The 18,347-nt window shown below is 66.0% G+C and carries 17 protein-coding genes; all 17 read right to left on the bottom strand.

What is annotated here, in order from left to right:
- Positions 1-74: 74 nt before the first annotated feature.
- A complete protein-coding gene (locus ACWHYQ_RS13680) occupies positions 75-3,512 on the bottom strand; it encodes a molybdopterin-dependent oxidoreductase (RefSeq protein ID WP_447972671.1) in 3,438 nt (1,145 codons plus the stop codon).
- Between the two features lie 468 nt (positions 3,513-3,980).
- Complete coding sequence (locus ACWHYQ_RS13685) at positions 3,981-5,399, bottom strand: sigma-54-dependent transcriptional regulator (protein WP_447972672.1); 1,419 nt, start codon at positions 5,397-5,399, stop codon at positions 3,981-3,983.
- Between the two features lie 45 nt (positions 5,400-5,444).
- Complete coding sequence (locus ACWHYQ_RS13690) at positions 5,445-7,484, bottom strand: ATP-binding protein (RefSeq protein ID WP_447972673.1); 2,040 nt, start codon at positions 7,482-7,484, stop codon at positions 5,445-5,447.
- A gap of 25 nt (positions 7,485-7,509) precedes the next feature.
- A complete protein-coding gene (locus ACWHYQ_RS13695) occupies positions 7,510-8,214 on the bottom strand; it encodes a hypothetical protein (RefSeq protein ID WP_447972674.1) in 705 nt (234 codons plus the stop codon).
- A 15-nt stretch (positions 8,215-8,229) separates the two neighbouring features.
- The gene (locus ACWHYQ_RS13700) at positions 8,230-8,760 is read right to left on the bottom strand and encodes a peptidylprolyl isomerase (RefSeq protein ID WP_447972675.1); all 531 of its coding nucleotides are present in this window, start codon (positions 8,758-8,760) and stop codon (positions 8,230-8,232) included.
- A gap of 59 nt (positions 8,761-8,819) precedes the next feature.
- On the bottom strand, positions 8,820-9,356 hold the full coding sequence (locus ACWHYQ_RS13705) for an O-methyltransferase (RefSeq protein WP_447972676.1): 537 nt from the start codon (positions 9,354-9,356) through the stop codon (positions 8,820-8,822).
- A 25-nt stretch (positions 9,357-9,381) separates the two neighbouring features.
- Positions 9,382-10,302: a ligand-binding sensor domain-containing protein gene (locus tag ACWHYQ_RS13710; protein WP_447972677.1), complete on the bottom strand. Its 921-nt coding sequence runs from the start codon at positions 10,300-10,302 to the stop codon at positions 9,382-9,384.
- Positions 10,303-10,462: 160 nt separating this feature from the next.
- A complete protein-coding gene (tatC, locus tag ACWHYQ_RS13715; protein ID WP_447972678.1) occupies positions 10,463-11,239 on the bottom strand; it encodes a twin-arginine translocase subunit TatC in 777 nt (258 codons plus the stop codon).
- 35 nt (positions 11,240-11,274) lie between these two features.
- Positions 11,275-11,517 (bottom strand): DUF465 domain-containing protein, encoded by a 243-nt coding sequence (locus tag ACWHYQ_RS13720; RefSeq protein WP_447972679.1) that lies wholly within the window; start codon positions 11,515-11,517, stop codon positions 11,275-11,277.
- Positions 11,518-11,654: 137 nt separating this feature from the next.
- Entirely contained in the window at positions 11,655-12,239 is a 585-nt protein-coding gene (gene rimI, locus ACWHYQ_RS13725; RefSeq protein ID WP_447972680.1) for a ribosomal protein S18-alanine N-acetyltransferase, read from the bottom strand.
- Entirely contained in the window at positions 12,239-12,973 is a 735-nt protein-coding gene (tsaB, locus tag ACWHYQ_RS13730; protein WP_447972681.1) for a tRNA (adenosine(37)-N6)-threonylcarbamoyltransferase complex dimerization subunit type 1 TsaB, read from the bottom strand. The genes rimI and tsaB overlap by 1 nt, the downstream gene beginning before the upstream one ends.
- Before the next feature lie 19 nt (positions 12,974-12,992).
- Positions 12,993-13,835 (bottom strand): hypothetical protein, encoded by an 843-nt coding sequence (locus ACWHYQ_RS13735; RefSeq protein WP_447972682.1) that lies wholly within the window; start codon positions 13,833-13,835, stop codon positions 12,993-12,995.
- An 82-nt stretch (positions 13,836-13,917) separates the two neighbouring features.
- Entirely contained in the window at positions 13,918-15,291 is a 1,374-nt protein-coding gene (gene radA / locus ACWHYQ_RS13740) for a DNA repair protein RadA (RefSeq protein ID WP_447972683.1), read from the bottom strand.
- Positions 15,292-15,407: 116 nt separating this feature from the next.
- Complete coding sequence (locus ACWHYQ_RS13745; RefSeq protein ID WP_447972684.1) at positions 15,408-16,322, bottom strand: hypothetical protein; 915 nt, start codon at positions 16,320-16,322, stop codon at positions 15,408-15,410.
- Positions 16,323-16,359: 37 nt separating this feature from the next.
- Positions 16,360-16,650, bottom strand: coding sequence for a hypothetical protein (locus tag ACWHYQ_RS13750; protein WP_447972685.1), 291 nt, complete (start codon positions 16,648-16,650; stop codon positions 16,360-16,362).
- Positions 16,634-17,137, bottom strand: a complete 504-nt coding sequence (gene bcp / locus ACWHYQ_RS13755; RefSeq protein WP_447972686.1) for a thioredoxin-dependent thiol peroxidase — start codon at positions 17,135-17,137, stop codon at positions 16,634-16,636. Before bcp ends, ACWHYQ_RS13750 begins: the two co-directional genes overlap by 17 nt.
- A gap of 36 nt (positions 17,138-17,173) precedes the next feature.
- The gene (locus tag ACWHYQ_RS13760; protein WP_447972687.1) at positions 17,174-18,319 is read right to left on the bottom strand and encodes a Glu/Leu/Phe/Val dehydrogenase dimerization domain-containing protein; all 1,146 of its coding nucleotides are present in this window, start codon (positions 18,317-18,319) and stop codon (positions 17,174-17,176) included.
- Positions 18,320-18,347 lie beyond the last annotated feature (28 nt).

Consider the following 18,347-nt stretch of genomic DNA (forward strand, 5'->3'; position numbering starts at 1 on the left):
CGGGGGAGGGGGGCAGCGTCAACCCGCATGGCCGCGCCAGGCGCCCCGCCTCACTCGCCACGCATCCCTCTCCCCTAGACCTTGATCTTGATGTGCTCGCCCTTGAGCCACTTGATCATGAACTCGTTCTCCTGCGCCGGCGTGAAGCCCGTCCGCACCGGCTCCCACGGCCCGCGCGCCCCGATGCCCCCATCCTCCGCCTTCGTGATGCGGATCAGGCACTCCTTCGGGGTCGTGTTCACCGCATGGTGGTCAATGGCATACCCGAACTTGAACTTCCACGCAATCGCGTGCTTGCCCGGCAGCGAGTCCGTCTGGTGCATCGGCATCAGCCAGGAGCGCGTGAACGACTGCTGCGCCCCGTACCGGAAGTTGCTCTGATAGCCGGTGTCCACCGCTATCGCCCGCCCGTCCGGCCGCGTCTCATGCCCCTTCACCGACTTCGCCGTCGCCACGTACGGCGCGTGCTTCGCCATCGTCACGTGGTACGGATACGCCGGGTTGTACTTCGCCCGGATCATCAACCGCGCCACCTTGTAGAACGGGTCGCTCGGCCGCCAGCCCCGGTACGGCCGGTCCACCGGGTTCCCGTCCACGTAGACGTAGTCGCCGTCGTTGATGCCCCGGTCCTTTGCCGCCTGCGGGTTGATGTGCAACTGGTGCTCGCCCACCCCCGGCGTCCGCTTGTCCATCCGGTACGGATCGCCGAAGTTGGACTCGTAGATCTGCACCCAGTCGTTCACCGACCACTGGCTGTGCACGCGGTGCCGGGTCTTCGGGGTCACGCAGTAGAACTGGTACCCCTTCTCCCACAGCGGGTTCGCCTGCCGCCGAATCTCCTGCCACGGCAGCTTCAGGTTGCGCACGTGCTTGTCGTCGTGGTGCTGGGCCGTGATGGGAATCCCGTAGTCGTCCGGCCGGACGTACGGGTTGCTGGACATGATCGCGTTGGGCAGGTACGGCGTGCACTCCGGCCCCTCCCGGTGCACGATGAAGTTCTCGCCGTACTCGATCGCCTCCGGCTCCACCCGGTAGGTCTCCAACCGCCCGCACCGCGTCCACTGCGGCTTGCTCTCGTTGATCTCCTCCCACAGCGGCTGCCGCGGATACGTCCGCGTCATCACCATCCAGCCCTTCTCGCTCTTCAGCATCGTGTCCGCATGGTAGCCGTACATCGTGGCGCTGGCGTCCAGCACCCGCTGCACGTACACGTCCACCCGGTTCTGGTAGACGAAGTGGAAGACATCCTTGATCCGCTTGTCACCGGTCATCTCGGCCAGCTTCGCCGCGACGCCCGCAAAGGTGTCCGCGTCGTTGCGGGTGTCGTACAGCGGCCGGATCCCGCCCTTCCAGATCTGCACCCAGGGGTTCGACACCGTCGCCGTCATCTCCGGATAGGTGAACTCCATCCAGGAGTTGCAGGCAAACGCGATGTCCGCATGGTTGACGTCGGAGGTCATCTCGATGTCCTGCACCACGATCATCTCGATGTTCGGATCGACGTTCTTGACCATGTCGTAGTGGTGCTTGGCGTTGTTGAGGATGTTCACGTTGGTCACCCACCGCACCTTGCTCGCCGTCGGCATGTGGGTCTTGCCCGTGAACACCTTGCGGCCGTACTTCGGCGTGTTGACGATTAAGGCCGTGTCCCCGTGGTTCCAGTACCCGACCTCTTCGCCGTAGTAGTAGGACTTGACCTTGATCTCCTTGCCGTGGGCGTTGGGATCGAGCGTCAGGTTGAACGGATCCTCGCCCGTGTGCACGCCCAGGCCGCCGCCCGACCAGGGGGTCGAGTTCCAGATGCCGGCCTTGTAGTTACCGGACCAGGTGTGGCAGCCCGTGCCGAACTTCCCGATGTTGCCGCCGAGGATCATGACCAAGGCCGCCCCGCGGCCCATCTCGGTGCAGTGGAAGTAGTGGCACACGCCCTCGCCGTTGTGGATCTGCGCCGGCTTGATCGTGCCGTTGTCCCGGGCCCAGCGGACGATCAGGTCCTTGGGCGCCCGGTTGATCTGATGCACCGTGTCCAGGTCGTAGTCCTGGAAGTGCACCAGGTACATCTGGAAGATCGGCATCACGTCCACTTCGCGGCCGTTGAGCAGCTTCACGCGATAGGTCCCGGTGAGCGCCGCGTCAATGCCGCTGTTCTGGTAGTGCCAGCCCACCAGCTCACGGTCCAGCGGCACGGCCTGGTTCTTGTTGAGGTCCCAGACCATCATGCCGCCCAGCCGCTCGATCTGCTCCGGCTTGAGCGACTGCACCCGGCCCGAATACCGCTTGCTGTAGTCCGGGAACTTAAAGTCCGGCACCACGTCCCGCGGGTCCAGGTACTGCAAGGTGTCCGTCCGGACGAGCAACGGCATGTCCGTGTACCCCTTCAGGAAGTCCACGTCATGCATGTTTTCGTCAATGATGATCTTGCTCGCCCCCAGGAACAGCGCCGCGTCCGTCTCTGGCCGCACCGGAATCCAGTAGTCGGCCCGCGTCGCCGTCGGGTTGTACTCCGGCGTGATCACCACCACCCGGGCGCCCCGCTCGATGCTCTCCAGCTTCCAGTGGGCCTCCGGCATCTTGTTCTCGACGAAGTTCTTGCCCCAGGAGGTGTTCAGCTTGCAGAACCGCATGTCGGAGAGGTCAATGTCGCAGTTCTGCGTGCCGTTCCACCAGGGCTGGGCAGGGTCCTGGTCGCCGTGCCAGGTGTAGTTCGAGTAGTAGCGGCCGCCTTGCGCCTGATCCGGCTTCACCTTCCGAATGTAGGTGTCCACGAGCGGGAGCACGCCGCCGTTGAACCGGGTGTTCATCATCTTGCCGATGATGCCCAGCACGGGCATGCCGGCCCGGTGCTTAAAGCAGCGCACCCCGGCGCCCTTCATCATCTCGATCATCTCCGGCGGATAGCCCTGCTCGCGCAGCCGCCGCGCCCCCGCCTCGCCGCTGTAGCGCGTGGCGATGATCAGCACCGCCTTGGCGGCGTAGGTGAAGGCTGTGTCCCAGGACACCCGGACCATGTCGTCCAGGAAGCGGCTGTCGAACTTGTACTTCCGCTTGGTCTCCGGGGTCAGCTCCGGCGCTCCCGCATCCATCCATTCCTTCCAGCCCCGCCGCATCAACGGCCCCTTCAGCCGATAGGGCCCGTACACCCGGCGGTGGAAGGTGTAGCCCTTCAGGCACATGCGCGGGTTGTGGGCGAAGGTCCCGCGGTTGCCGTAGAGGTCCTCGTAGGTCTGGTGGTCGTAGTTCTGCTCGACCCGCATCACGACGCCGTTGCGCACGAAGGCGCGCACGCGGCAGCCATGGGTGTCGTTCGGGGAGCAGCAATAGGTGAAGGAGGAGTCATACCGGTACTGGTCATGATAGACGCGCTCCCAGGACCGGTCGGGATACTCGCCGAGGGGGTTGCCCACCTCGATGACCGGCTGTAGCGCGGTCAAGGCGAGGGCCTTGTCCGCCAGCGCGACAGCCGCCACGGTCCCGGCCGTGGCCTTCATGAACTGTCTACGGGAAAGCAGCATTGTTACACCTCCTCGCAATGGAAAAACCCCTCTGTCTTACTCACGAGCCATACCACCTCAGTCTGGCCACCACCTCCTTTCCAGTCCTCCTTGTTGGGCCGGGAGGGTGACAAACCGATCAGATTTCCGTACCGAGACACACCCACCCTGGAGAACCAGGTATGCAGCACTACAAGGCCTATGCCATGAGGCCCGATGGGCCTGGGATGACCCAATGGAAAAGACGACAATGATTTCAAGCTGTTATGGAAATCGTCTGAGCTGGATTTGCGAGCCTGCAAACGATCCGCGAGCAGAAGTCAGGAGGGACTGACAGCAGAGAGGGAGGGAACTTATAAGCCTATGACTTATCTGGTTAATTCTCTGTTAGTTTTCAATGACAGCATAGGTTGAATCGTCTAACTACTTGATGTAACGGTAAGTTTTCGCCTCTCTTGGCCTCGCACTGTCAGTGATGGCTGACACCGGCTAGTCTGCGTCTTTGAGATAGCGCTTCATGATTTCGTGAAAGTAGGACCTGGGCAGTCCGCTGTCATTTGCCGCATGCGTGACGTTGCCTTGGTGAGCGGTCAGCTTCGCCTTGATATAGCGACGGTTGAATTCCTCAAGCACTTTTTCCTTGGCCTTAGCGTAAGGAAGCCGAACGTAGTCCTCCCCGAACGAAGCCACGGAGTCGCCGGACTGCAACAGCCCTAGCACGTCCTGCCTGCCGATCCGATCCCCCTTGGCCAGCATGACCGCCCGCTCGATGACGTTGCGCAGCTCTCTGACGTTGCCCGGCCAGGGGTAGGCGAGGAGGTCCGTCACAGCCGAAGGGTGGAGGTCGTCCACAGCCTTCCCGAACTCCTTCGCATACCGCGCGATGAAGTGCCGCGCCAGCGGGGCGATGTCCTCGGTGCGCTCTCGCAGCGCCGGCACCCGGATCGTCATCACATTGAGCCGGAAGAACAGGTCTTTGCGGAACTCGTTGCGCTTGACCTTCTCGGCCAGGTCCTGGTTGGTCGCGGCGATGAACCGCACGTTGACCTTCTTCTGCTGCGTGCTGCCGACGGCGCGCACTTCCCCCTCCTCCAGCACGCGGAGCAGCTTGGCCTGGAGGTTGAGCGGCAGATCGCCGATCTCATCGAGGAAGAGCGTTCCGCCACTCCCCAGTTCGATCAGCCCTTGCTTGTCGGCGATGGCTCCGGTGAAGGCGCCGCGCACGTGGCCGAACAGCTCGCTCTCGACGGTCCCCTCGGAGAAGGTCGTGCAGTCCACCACCTGGAATGGGCCTTCTCGCTCGGGGCTTCGCTCGTGGATCGCCCGGGCGATCAGCTCCTTGCCTGTTCCCGTCTCGCCGATGATCAGCGCCGTGGAGGACACCTGCGCGACCGCGTCCACCATCGCCTTGACCTGCTGCATAGCGGGGCTCTCCCCGATCAGGTCCTTGAAGGGCACCGCCGGGCTCGACCGGTTCACGTCCGTGCGCTGCCGCATGATCTCGCTCATCCGCATGGCGCGGTGAATGCGCATGGCGAGGTCCAGCCCGTGGAACGGCTTGAGGATGTAGTCGAAAGCCCCGTGGCGCATCGCATCCACGGCGGTCTCCACCGCGTTGACCCAGCTCATCACGACGACTGGCATGCGCCGGTTCGACTGCTGGATCCGTTGGAGCAGCTCGATCCCGCTCATCCCGGGAAGCCGCACGTCGGTGATCACGAGATCAATCCGCCGCTCCTCGAGCGTCTTGAGCGCGCCCTCCGCGCGCGCCGCGAAGATCAGCTCCACGTTCTCGTCCTCACTCCTTGGCAGTTCCTCTTCGACCGCCCGGAGAAACATCTCCACGTCGCCGGCATTGTCCTCGACGACGAGGATCGTAAAGTCCCTCGCTTTGTTGGTGGTCTTCATGAGGCTGGCTCTCATGCTTCGGCCGGCTTCTACCGGCCGCCCCTGCTACGGCTCCGCCCGCGTCGCCGCCGCGCTCGGCTCGGAGGTGAGCCGCTCCGGCCGCTCCGGCAGCTCCGGAAGCCTGACATAAAAGGTGCTTCCGGCCCCCGGTGCCGTGGTCACCGTGACCGACCCGCCGTACTGCTCGACCACGGTCCTGACGATCGAGAGCCCGATCCCGGCTCCCGGCACGTCCACGGTCCCGAGCCGCTGGAAAGGCTGGAAGATCCGCTCGGTCATGGCCGGATCCATGCCGACGCCGTTGTCCCGGACGAACAGCTTCACCCCGTGATCGTCCCGCTCCGCGCCAATCTCGATCCTCGGCCTGGGCTGATCGCCGAGGTACTTGATCGCGTTCGTGATCAGGTTCTCCAGGACCTGTTTCAGGTGGATGCGGTGACAGGCCAGGCGCGGCAGGCTGTCGGTCACCACCACCGCGATCCGGTCCAGCGGATACTGCTCGCCGACCAGAGCCAGCACCTCCCGCACCACCGCCCCAACGTCCACGCTCTCCACCTGGCGCGGCTGCTGCGTGATCCGCGCGAGGTCCAACGTGCGCTCAGCCAGATGGAAGAGGTCCTGCCCCTCCTTCTTGATCCACTCCAGGTAGCGCAGCGCCCGCTCGTCAAGGCGGGACCCGTAGTCGTTCACCAGCCACGTGGCGAACTCGGCGACGCGCCCAGCCGGCGCCTTGACCTCGTGGGTCAGGTTCGCAACGTTCCCTTCCACTGCACGCAGTCGCTCCTTCAGCTCGCGCGACTCGGATTCCGCCGTCTCGAACAGCCGCACGTTTTCGATCGCGATGCCCGCATAGGCCGCAAACTGCTGAGCCAGCCGAATCTCCCACTCCGAGAACGCGCGAACGGTCTTGAGGCTCAGCAGCACCAGGACGCCGATCGCCTCGTGCGGCCCCAGCAGCGGCACCGCCATGTAGCTCTTGGCGCCGTACTTGTCTCGAAACCGAACCGGCCGGTCCATATACTGGGACAGGTCGGTGACGACCACAGGCTGCTTGGTCTCGAAGGCCTGGTTCGAGAAGGGGGTCTCCTCCAGCAGCAAAATCTCCTTGCGCACGCTGTCGAAGACCTTCCCGGACGCGGCTTCCACCACCCAACACTCCAGGACCGGATGGCGCACCATGAGCACCGCCAAGTCCACCTCGGCGAGGTCGGCGGCCCGGTCGGCGATCCGGCGCAGGATCCCCTCCAGCCCCCCTGCTCCGATCATGGTCAGTTCTTGACCAGTCGCGTGGAGCGCCTCGAGCTGCTCGATGTGGTGGTGGATGCGGCCCGACATCATCTCGAACGTGCGCGCCAGGTCCCCCAGCTCGTCGTTGGTCTGAATGGGGATCGCCGGGAGCAGCCCGCCTCCGGAGGCCTGTTCCACGCCGCGGGTCAGCTTCTCCAGTGGAACGCGGATCACCCAGTGCAGCACCACAAACCCGGCGATCGCCAGGCCGGCCGCCACCAGCAGGAAGACCAGTTGGAGCGCATAGAGCGCGTCAATGCGCCCCGCGACCCGCCGCTCGATCACGCCGACCAGCTCCGACAGCGCGCTGACGAACCCGGAGGCGTGCCGCTCATAGGCGACCAGGGCTCCGTCCCGCTCCACGGAGCTCTGCGCGGTCAGCGCCCGCTCGACCGGCGGCCGCATGGCGACGAGCCACTCGTCCCGGATCCCTTGGATACGCCGGCGGACCTCCGGCTCAGACTCACCCAGCAGCCCTCGGCTCGGATCGCCGTCCAGCAAACCCAACAACGCGGCGTCCAGCTCGGCCAGCTCCTGCAGGAGCACGGCGCGTTCGCTCTCAGCCGGACCTTGGGGCGGAAGCTGCCGCAAGAGGTGCGCGAGCTTGTATACCCGCATGCGCTGAATGCCGGTCTGGTTGATCGCCGCGCTCGCGCCGATGAGCTGCCGCGTGAGGTAGGCGTTCACGAGCATGAGCGTGACGAACACGAGCGACAACAGCACGAAGACCGCGCCGATCTTGATCGTGACGGACGTCCGGCGGGCGCTCATTGGCACCTCCGCCTGCTCGATGCCCACGTGCAGCTCCCCATTGCCATGGCCCCTACGCCACCGGCCGGGCCGGGGCAAGCTTCCGGAGGTCAAGCACCAGCTCGTCCTTTTCCCGGCCCAGCAGACGATCCCACAGGTTCTGCGCTGGCGACACGACCGCGTGCGCCGGCTCGAACAGCAGATCGAACCACTTCGCCACGATCGGCATCATCGGGTAGCGGCGATCATACACCATCCCATAGGCGGGAATCCCGTAGAGGGTCCGATAATTGCCCAGCACGAAATGAAGATGCGGCCCGTGCACGTAGAGCCCTCCGGTCGTAATCTCCCGCTTGATGGACGACTGGGGCTGGCTCAGGTAGTAGGTGACCACCTGATCCGGGGCCGCCCGGGCCAGCGCCTCGGACAGGCGCGGCGCGAGCAACGCGACTTCGTCGTCGCGAAAGACCGGCTCCGGGTTAGCCTCCCCCTGGAATGCCCGCTGGATCGAGGTCCGGTGCTCCCGGGCCAGGAACCCGCGCAGGATCCCGGCCATGACCTCCGGCTCGATCTGCGCCGGGTGGCTGTGCCGGGTCTCCGGCTTCGTCGGCAGGACGGCAGGGTCTGCTTCGAGCCGCACGAAATTGACGGGGTCCTCATAGATGATCTGGGAGGGGACCTGCGGGATCGCACAGGCAGCGATCGTCGCCCATGCAAAAGGCAAAATGAAAAAGACAAGATGCCGGACGCTCCCCGTTTTTAACTTTTCGTTTTGCATTTTGAATTGTCACCGTCAGCCTTCGCTGACGGTGACCGTCATCTCGATGCGCTCCAGCGGATTGTCCCGACTGTCCCGCTTGGCGTTCACGATCCGGTCGGCCACCTCCATTCCGCTCACAACTTCGCCGAACACCGTGTACTGCCAGTCCAGGAAGTGGGAATCGGCCACGCAGATGAAAAACTGGGAGCCGGCGCTGTCCGGGTCATTGGCCCGCGCCATCGAGAGCGTGCCCCGCTTGTGCGGCCGGCTGTTGAACTCCGCCTTGAGCCGGTAGCCCGGGCCTCCTGTCCCGTGTGTGGCACGCTCGGGATTTCTGCTGTTGGGATCGCCCCCCTGGATCATGAATCCGGGGATCACCCGGTGGAAGGTCGTGCCGTCGTAGAACCGCGCCTTGGCCAGCTTGACGAAGTTGTTCACGTGGTTCGGCGCCACTTCGGGAAAGAACGCCAGCACGATGTCGCCCCAGGGCTCGTTCTTGACCGTGACTCGGATCGTCGCGCGAACCTTCTTCAACTGTTCCAGCGTGAGCGCAGTCTCAGTCATAGCGGACTCCCTCGGCAAAGGACCGGATCATGTTCCAGCGCATCGTCGGAACTGCGGCCTCAGGGTACCGCCCGCGAAGGCTGGGACGCCCAGGTCACGACAAGGACGCCGTCGCGAGCCATGACCAACTGCGCCGTGACCCGGGGATCCGAATGGGCCTGGCGGGCCAGCTCCTTGATCGCGGCGACTGCCGGGTCCCTGGCCTGGACGACGCCCCCGATCGCCATACCCTGGGTGTTGTCCATGAGCAGCACCCCCGTCGGGGCCAGTAACTCCAAGGCACGGTGGTAGTAGTGGACGTAGTTGGGCGTGTCTGCATCCACGAAAATCAGGTCGAACGAGCCCGTCAGAGTGGCCAGCGTCTGCAGCGCCGGTCCCACGAGCACCTCGACCTTCCGGCCGTGCGGGCTCCGCCCCAGACGCTTCCGGGCGAGCATGGCTAGCCCGGCATTGATCTCGCACGTGAGGAGCGACCCATCCTCCGGCAGCACCTCCGCCATCGCCAGCGCGCTGGTGCCGTCGCCCGTGCCGATCTCCAGCACACACCTGGCAGAGACCTTCTGCGCCATCGCTTTGAGGAAGGACGGGTCCTTCATGGACGCTGGGTGTGCACTCGATGGCCTACCGGAACATGAACGGCGATTCGGCGGTCCCTTCCAGGCCGTCACTGATGCCGGTCCAGCTCTGTCCGGCGTCGTCGCTCCGAAAGACACCGGAGCTGGTGCCGGCGTAGAGCGCCCCGTCGGCAGACGCGATCAGCACCTGGATGGACAGCTCCGTCAGCCCGCGGTTGAGCGGGGTCCAGCTCTTGCCTTGGTTCTCCGTTTTGAAGACGCCGCGGCCGGTGGCCACGATCAGCCCTTTTTCGCTCGGCACGATGCCGCGGATCGAATCGTTGGGAAGCGCCCTGCTGATCGGCCGCCAGGACGTTCCGCCGTCGGTGCTGCGGAAGACTCCGCCGTCGAAGGTCCCCGCATAGATCGACTGGTCGGCACCAACCGCCAGCACGCGGATAAAATTCTCGACCAGCCCCTCATGGTCCACCAGCCCCTCCCGCAGGCGTGTCCACTCCGACCCGTTGGGCTTGAAGCGGAAGACGCCTCGGCCGGAGGTCCCGGCGTAGAGCGTCCGGTCCTGCCCCATCGCGAGGCTATGCACCAAGGTTTCGTCCAACCCCTTCGTCACGACAGACCATCTCGTTTCCCGGTCGCCCAGCCGATAAACCCCATCCCCCGTCCCGGCATAGACGGCCCCCCCCTCAACAAGGAGGGCCTTAACCTCCAGCCGCTTGAGCCCCTCGTTGATCTTTTCCCAGCTTTGCCCGCCGTTTCGGGTGCGGAACACGCCTCCGCGGAAGGTGCCGGCGTAGATTGCTCCGTCGGGCGCCGCAGCCAGACACAGAATGAAGGGGTCAGTCAAGCCCGAGTTGACCGGCACCCACGTGGTGCCACGGTCCGAGCTGCGGTAGATCCCCAACCCGAAGGACCCTGCGTAAAGCGCACGGTCCTTGCCCACTGCCAGGGCCTGGATGCTGGGTGCCATCTGGGGCGGTTGGCCGTGGCCTCCCTGTCTGGCGGCTGCGGCCGGCAAGGCCAAAGGCCAAAGGCCAAAGGCCAAAGCGAAGAGCGCCAGTTTGGAAGCTGTTGCCTGCGACCGAGCTTTCATGGCTTCCTCTCCCTGCCGCCTTTTTACTTTTGCCTTTTCACTTCGTCCTTATGCCCGCAGTCCCGACCGGCAGGCCCCCGGCGGGAGCGGACCCCGCCGCCTGGGTCGGCGCTCGCCGCCCAAATAGGCGCGCGCCAAGGATCCCAATTTCGTACAGGATCATGAGCGGCACCGCCATCAACAGCATCGTGAAGAGCGTCGCGTCCGGCGTGATGATCGCCGAGGCGATCAGCGCCACCATCACCGCATGCTTCCGGTACTGGCCCAGCAGCGCCGGCGAGACGAGCCCCGCCCGCGCCAGCAGCGTGATCGCCAAAGGCATCTCGAACGCGAAGCCGAAGACGAGCAGGAACTTTACGTTGAAGTCCACGTAGGTGCCGACAGCGAGCTGGGGCGTCAGCTCCCGCTCCATGCCGAAGGTCACAAAAAACTGAATGACGAGGGGGAGGATGACGAGGTTGCAGAACACCAGGCCCAGCGCGAAGAACGCGGTGGCCAGGCAGAACAGCGGAATCGCCCAGCGCTGCTCCCGTGGCAACAACGCCGGCCGGACGAACAGCCAGAACTGGTGCAGGATGACCGGCAGGCTGAGCACCACGCCCATCATGAAGGAAATCTTGACGGACGCGAACAGGGCCTCCGCGGGGCCGTAGAAGATCAGCTCGTTCGGAAACGGCCGCTGGAACCAGGCGATCAGCTCGGAGGAATAGGCGAAGCACAGCACGAACGCGGCCGCGACGGTGAGCGCGATGATCAGCAGGCGCCGCTTGATGGTGGCAAGATGGACTGCGAGTGGGGACAGGATGGCGGCCATTGGACCGGTCTCCGGTCGCCGCGCGCCTGGCGGCGTCAGTTTGCGGCGGAGTGTTGTCGGCTCATTCGGTATTGCCGGATCAGCTCGGCCATCTTGTCCTTCAAGGCCAGCTTTTCCTTCTGGATCCGCTTTTTCAGCACTTCTTCCTGGGGAGTCAAGACATGGCGTCGGTGGAGCTCCGCGAGCTCCGCGTCCAGGCGATGGTGCGACTCCTCGAGTTGGCGAAATTCGGGGCTGGACGCACGGAGAGCATCAACGATCCTGTCCTCTGTCTGCATTGCCTCCCTCCTGCTCAGCGAGGCGCTCGGTTGCCCGGTCAGGACCGATCGGGCGACTAAGCGCCGACGTGGATGGCCAGACCACCGTCTTGCGTGGCCCGACGGATGCGGGCCCGAAGCCCTCTTCTCGTGCGATCTTACCACTCTCCAGGTTCCCTGCAGCAAGCGCCAATTTCCCCGGCCGGTGCTCCACCAGGCGTGACCGCAGGCGCCGCCGGATCGGCCGGTCCAAGCGGCGCCAGGCTCATCAAGACCGCGTCCTCGACCGGGTCCCGGTAATAGTGCGCCCGGACGGCGAACGGTTTGAACCCCGCCGCTTCGTAGAGCCGACGCGCCGCCTCGTTGGACGCACGGACTTCCAGCACCGCGCGCGTCGCCCCGCCGGCGCGCCCCGCCTCCAAGGCCCGCCGGACCAGCGCCCGGGCGATCCCCCGCCGACGCCACTGCGGGTGGACCGCCAGATTCATGAGGCGTAGCTCCTCGAACACCACCCAGAAACAGATGTAGCCCGCCAGATCCCTACCACCGCCCGAGTCCCCCGCCCAGCGGGCGATCAGGAGCGTGGCAAAGGGATTGCCGTCCAGCTCGGCCTCGAACATCCTCCTGGTCCAGGGAGCTGAAAATGAGCGCGACTCAAGCCCCGCCAGGGCGTCGAGGTCCTCCCGGGTGGCCGGCTCGATGCGGAGGCGGCGTTCCAGCACGTCCGGGCTCGACACGTCCATCAGCCCCCCCTCGCAGCCGCGCGGCTCCCGGGAGAAGGTGTGCGCCGCTCCCACATCAGCTCCGCCTCCGCCCGCTGTACATACCGCGGGCTCACGACCGGGCCGGCCGTCTCGCCCCGCTCCAGATAGCCCCATGCGGCCAGCCCGACGCTGACGGCCGAGGCCGACATCGCGTCCAGCGGGGCCTCCCGGACGTCGTCGGCGCGTGCGCCTAACAGTCGCCGCAACGGCTCCCGATAGGCGAGCCACCCCTCCCCGAGCACCAGGGTCGGACCCGTGATCGCCAGGGCCGCCTCGGCGAGCGACCCGACTCGATCGTCCGTGACGCGCCGGAGCCGGTCAGATGTCTCCCACCGAAACAGCGCCCAATAGAGCTCCTCCGTCCGGGCCTTGAACATCGCGCAGACCGGGAGGTCGGCTCCGCGGACGTTCCACGCCAGGGCTTCCAGCGACGGAACCGGCACGAGCGGACGTCCGGTAATCGTCCGGAACCCCAACATCGTAGCCAGACCGACCCTCAGACCGGTGAACGAGCCGGGCCCGGCGGATACCGCCAGGGCATCCAGCTCGCTCAGGGAGACACGGCACGACGCCAGCACGCGATCCACCGCGGGCACCAGCCACCTCGCGTGATGCCCTTTCGCGTCCTCGTCCGACCGCGCGAGCACGCGCTCGCCCTCCAGCAGGGCTACGCTCTGGCATGCGGTCGCCGTCTCAATCGCCAGGAGTTTCATGCGCGCCTTCCCGAGGTGTTCACGGGCGCCACGACGCTGGCCCGCTCAGGCCCATCGGGCTCCCTCCCGCCTTCGGCCCGGCGACACCCAGATCCTCAGGCCGCAGCGAGGGGTTCGGGACGATCTCCTTGAACGTCAGCAGGAGGGTCCCCTGCCCGTGACCGTCCTTGATGGTGACCTTGAACGGCCGGAGGACGGGCTTGAACGCATCCGACGCCGCCGCCCCGGTCGCCGTCGCCCCGGGCACCCCGATCGGGCGATAGTCCTCGAACTCCAGCATCGCCTCGACTTCTCCGGTCGGAGTCAGCCGGTACTCCTGGACCACGTGTAGCGTTGGGCGGTCGAACCAGATCTGGCGAACCGGCAGGCCGGACGTGCCCCCCGCGAAGACATCCAGCCGATAGCGGTCCCCCTCCTCTGAAAGCAACACGTGCTGGCCTTCCCGCACCGATTCCACCGCGATGGTCTCGCTGACCGCCAGCACGCTTAACTGAAAGGGTCGCCCGATCTTGTCGTTCTGCTCCAGGTCCTGGACCCTGCCGGAGTACACCTGCCCCGTCGCCGCCAGCCGAAGCCGGTAGAGGTCGTCGCCGAGGACGAATTCGAATAGCTCCCCGCCGAGGCGATTGAACCCTTGCAGCCGCAGGAACCTGGGCCGGCGATAGTACATCGCCCCTTCGAGGTGGTGGGCGAAGGGAACCCCCGGCCCCGAAAGCTTCGCCGAGAACAGCCCCTTCATCGTCTCGATCGCCGCCTCCCGCTCCTTGAGCAGTCCGGTCAGCCGCTCCGCCGTGGCCTGCTCGGCCGGCTGCGCCGGCTTCGCCCGCCAGCTCGCGCAGCCCGTCGCAGACGCAAAATGCAAAATGAAACATGCAAGGGCGAAACAATGGCCGATCGTCCCTGCTGCGGTCGTCATTTTCCATTTTGCATGTTGCATTGTTCGTTCATCCCAGGATCGCGTCGAGCGCCTGCCGGATGTCCCGGACGCCGACCACGTCGAGCCCCGTCACCGGGTCCAGCTTGGCGAGGTTCCGCTCGGGCAGCACGCAGCGACGAAAGCCCATCTTCGCCGCTTCGCGCAGGCGCAGCTCCGCCTGGCTGATCGCCCGCACTTCCCCGCCCAGGCCGATTTCCCCGAAGACGACCGTCCCGGAATCAATGGGCTGGTCGCGCAGGCTGGACAGGACCGCGGCGACGATGCCCAGGTCAATGGCCGGCTCGTCAATCTGAATCCCCCCGACGACGTTCACATAGACATCCTGGCCGGACAGGTGCACGCCCAGACGTTTCTCCATCACGGCGACCAGCAACGCCACGCGGTTGAGCTCGACGCCGTTGGCCACGCGTCTGGCCATGGGGTAGCCGGTCGGCGAGACGAGCGCCTGGAGCTCCACCAGGATCGGCCTGGTTCCTTCCACGCTGGAGACCACCACCGAGCCGGCGCTGCGCCCAGGCCGCTCGGCCAGGAACAGCTCGGAGGGATTTCCGACCTCGTCCAGTCCCGTGTCCTTCATCTCGAAGACGCCGATCTCGTTGGTCGAGCCGAACCGGTTCTTGACTGCGCGCAGGATGCGGAAGCTGTGTCCCTTGTCCCCTTCAAAATAGAGCACCGTATCCACGATATGCTCCAGGAGCCGCGGCCCGGCGATGGCCCCTTCCTTGGTCACGTGGCCGATAATGAACACCGGCACCCCGCTGCGCTTCGCGAGGGTCATGAGCTGGCCGGCCACTTCCTGGACCTGGCTGATGCTGCCCGGCGCGGAGCTGATCTGATCCGTGTACATCGTCTGAATGGAATCCACGACGGTCGCGGTCGGCTTGAGCTCCTGGACAGCCTTCAGAATGTCCTCAAGGCAGGTTTCGGCGAGCACGTAAAGGAGGGGGCTGCGCACCCCTAGCCGCTCGCCCCGCATCTTGATTTGTTGAGGGGACTCCTCGCCCGAGACGTACAGGACCGGCGCGCCGGCGGAGGCCAGGCGGGCGAGCGCCTGCAGCAGCAGGGTCGTCTTGCCGATGCCCGGGTCGCCGCCGATGAGGACGACCGATCCAGGGACCACCCCGCCGCCGAGAACCCGATCGAACTCCCCGATGCCAGTCAGCCGGCGCGGCTGGCCCACGACCTCGATCGCGTCTATCGGCGCAGGCCTGGAGGCCGCCGCTCCGGTTAGCCCGTCACGGACCAACCCCTGGCGCGGGCTCGAAGCGGGCAGCCGCTCTTCCTTGATGCTGTTCCAGCGTCCGCAGTCGGGACACCGTCCCAACCAGCGGGGAGACTGGTGGCCGCAGGCCTGGCAGAGGAAGCTGGTCTTCGCCCGCATGGGCCCGGACCTCTTGGTCACGTGACAAGCCCCCGCTTCGGCTCGCATCTTATCGGAACCCTCGGCAAAAGACAAACCAGGCTGGATTGCTTCGGGCTCCGATCCACAGGACGCTCTCAGCTCTGGAGCTTCTTGCGGACCTCTTCCCAATCCTCCGCCGTCTGAGCCTTCCGGGGCAACTTGGCGTCCTCGGCCGAGGCCGGCAGGATCACGACGCGGAGGCGGTGCCCGACCAGCACTTCCGCGAATTCGCGCGTCCGCCCGACTCCGGCCTTCAGATTATCCCAGCCCTCCTGCCGCATCACATCGAGCAGGGACTCCAGTGCGCCACGGCCGGGCTCGATCGCCCTGGTCAGGCCGAGCGGGAACTTGTGCTCAAGGAGCCACGCTCGGATGGAGGCCTCCACCACCAGCCCCCCGCCTTTCGAGCGAGAGAGGTACAGGGGATTGTAAAAGTAGGCGGTGAGCCGGCTCAGCTCCTCCGCCGCCTTGGCGAGCGGAGGCGGCAGCACACCCTCGTTTCCGCCGAATGGCAGGGAGGGCAGGGAAGGCAGAGTGACCGGCGGCGGCTTGGGAATGTCGGACAGGGCCTCAACCTCAATCAGGAGAATGGGCCGGCGCCGCTCCCAACTGGCCAGGACCGCCGTGGCCTCGCGGCTGTCCACCCGCGGGCTCGTCCCCAGCCGGACCCTGATGGTCTGGGTGCCCCGCATGACCGGCGTGTAGTCGAAGAACGCCCACCCGTCCCCGCCGGTCATCGCGGTCGCCACGCGCTTGTTGCCAACCAGAAGCTCGAGCGGCTCGCCGCCGAGCCCGGCCTGAGCCAGAAGCCCGTCGCGCACCAATCTGGCCTCGATCCGGGCCGGTTTCCCCGGCATCGTCAGGGCATCGCGCAGGAGCAGTTTTCCGGCGATCTTGTCCGCGGACCAGCCCGGCCCGCCCCCGAGCGCCAGCCCAGCCAGCGTTAACACCGCGACCGTAGTCGGCCACCCCCGGCGCCGAGCGCCCCTGAGCCAGCGGAGGTCCTCCACGAGGCGTCTCCTCCTCCCCCCCCGGACCATCGTCACGTCACATGAGCCCGTGACCGCGCTTGGCGATCGAGTACGCGTCGAACGCGGAAAAGATGGCGAGGCTCAGGTACAACAGCTCCGCCGGAGGCCAGATCGTCCGGGAGATCAGGAACAGCGTCACGGAAAACGCGACGATGAGGTAGCCTTTCTTTTCTCCGAGGTACAGGTGCCCGACTCCCGGCACGATGGACAGGGAAGCGGCCCGCAGCCCATGCCAGGTCTTTTCGCGATCGTCCATGACACGAACCAGCGAGTAGCCCAGAGCGAGCAGCTCATAGCCCTCTGCCACGAGCTACTGGCTGCTCGCCGCGAGCTTTCAGGGCGGCCAGCACTTCCTCCACGTGGCCGTCCACCTTCACCTTGCGGAACGCGGCCTTGATCACGCCCTTCTCGTCAATCACGAAGGTGCTGCGCTCGATGCCCCAGTGCTTCTTTCCGTACAGGTTCTTTTCCTTGTACACCCCGTAGGCCTTCGAGACCATCGCGGCCTGATCGCAGAGCAGCGAGAACGGCAGGTTGTACTTGGCCATGAACTTCTGATGCGAGTCCGGCCCGTCCAGGCTGACGCCCAGGACGACCGCGCCGGCCTTCTCGATCTGCTTGATCGCGTCGCGAAAGCCGCAGGCCTCTTTCGTACAGCCGGGCGTATCGTCTTTCGGATAGAAATAGAGCACCACCCGCTTTCCCTTGAGGCTTTTCAAGTTCACCGGCTTCCCGGTCTGATCCGGCAACGAAAAGTCGGGCGCCTTGTCGCCAACCGAAATCTCTGCCGCCATGGGTGCCTCCTCTCGCCTCGTCGTCCTGGGCTTCGCCTATCCCACCGCCCGAGCCCGCCTGCCGACGTCGGCTTCGGGCCCGCGCCAGCGCCGCCCCCCGCGCAACCGCCGTTCGGCCAGCCGGTCTGCGGCGTAGGCCGGCGACCAGCCCTTGGCCGCTGCCAGCCGAAAGACCGCGGTGAGGTTCGCATAGATGTCCCTGGCGCGCCGCTCCGCCTTCGCCCGATCATACCCGCCGGGCTCCAAGCCGACCGCGATGTTGATGATCCCTCCGGCATTGATCACATAGTCGGGCGCGTAGAGGATTCCCCGGCGATGGAGGCGCTCCCCGTCCTCGGGCTCCAACAATTGATTGTTGGCGCATCCGGCGACCGCCCGGCAGCGCAACTCAGGGATGGTCCTTCGATTCAGGATCCCGCCGAGCGCGCAGGGCGCGAACAGGTCGCACCGGACGCGGTGGACGCGGTCCACCGGGACGACCTCCGCGTCGAAGGCCCGGCCGGCCTGCCGGGCCCGCCGGGAGTCCAGGTCGGCGACGATCAGCCGGGCTCCGTGGCGATGCAGCAACGCGGCGAGGCGGAAGCCGACCTTGCCCACCCCCTGGACCGCCACGGTCAGCCCGTGCAGGCCGCTCCGGTCCGAGGAGCGCCCGTCGAGGCGCTCGACCACGGCGCGGATCCCGTGCAGCACACCGATCGCGGTCAGCTCCGACGGATCGCCGCTGCCGCCCCGGTGTCGCGGCGTCCCGGTGACATAGGGCGTCACCCGGCGGATGATTTCCATGTCCTCCATCTTCATGCCGACGTCTTCGGCGGTGAGGTACAGCCCGCCCAGCCCGTGCACAAGCCGGCCGAACGCCCGCAGGAGGGCCTCCCGCTTCTCACGCCGCGGGTCGCCGATGATCACGGCCTTGCCTCCGCCCAGCGGCAGTCGGCTAGCCGCTGCCTTGTAGGTCATGGCCTGCGCCAGACGCAACGTGTCGCACAACGCCTCTTCCAGCGTGGGATAAGGCCACATGCGGACGCCGCCGACCGCCGGGCCGCGCCTGGTGCTGTGCACGGCGATGATCGCCCGCAGTCCGGCTGACCGGTCGTGTGCGATCACCACGCGCTCGTACCCCTCCGTGGCGATCCGCCCGATGAGGGAGGCAGACTGAACTGGCGGCGCGTGTCTGTGTGGCACAGGAAAGGGATCCGCGCTAGGAGGAAGC

Source organism: Nitrospira sp. Kam-Ns4a (genome assembly GCF_965152595.1).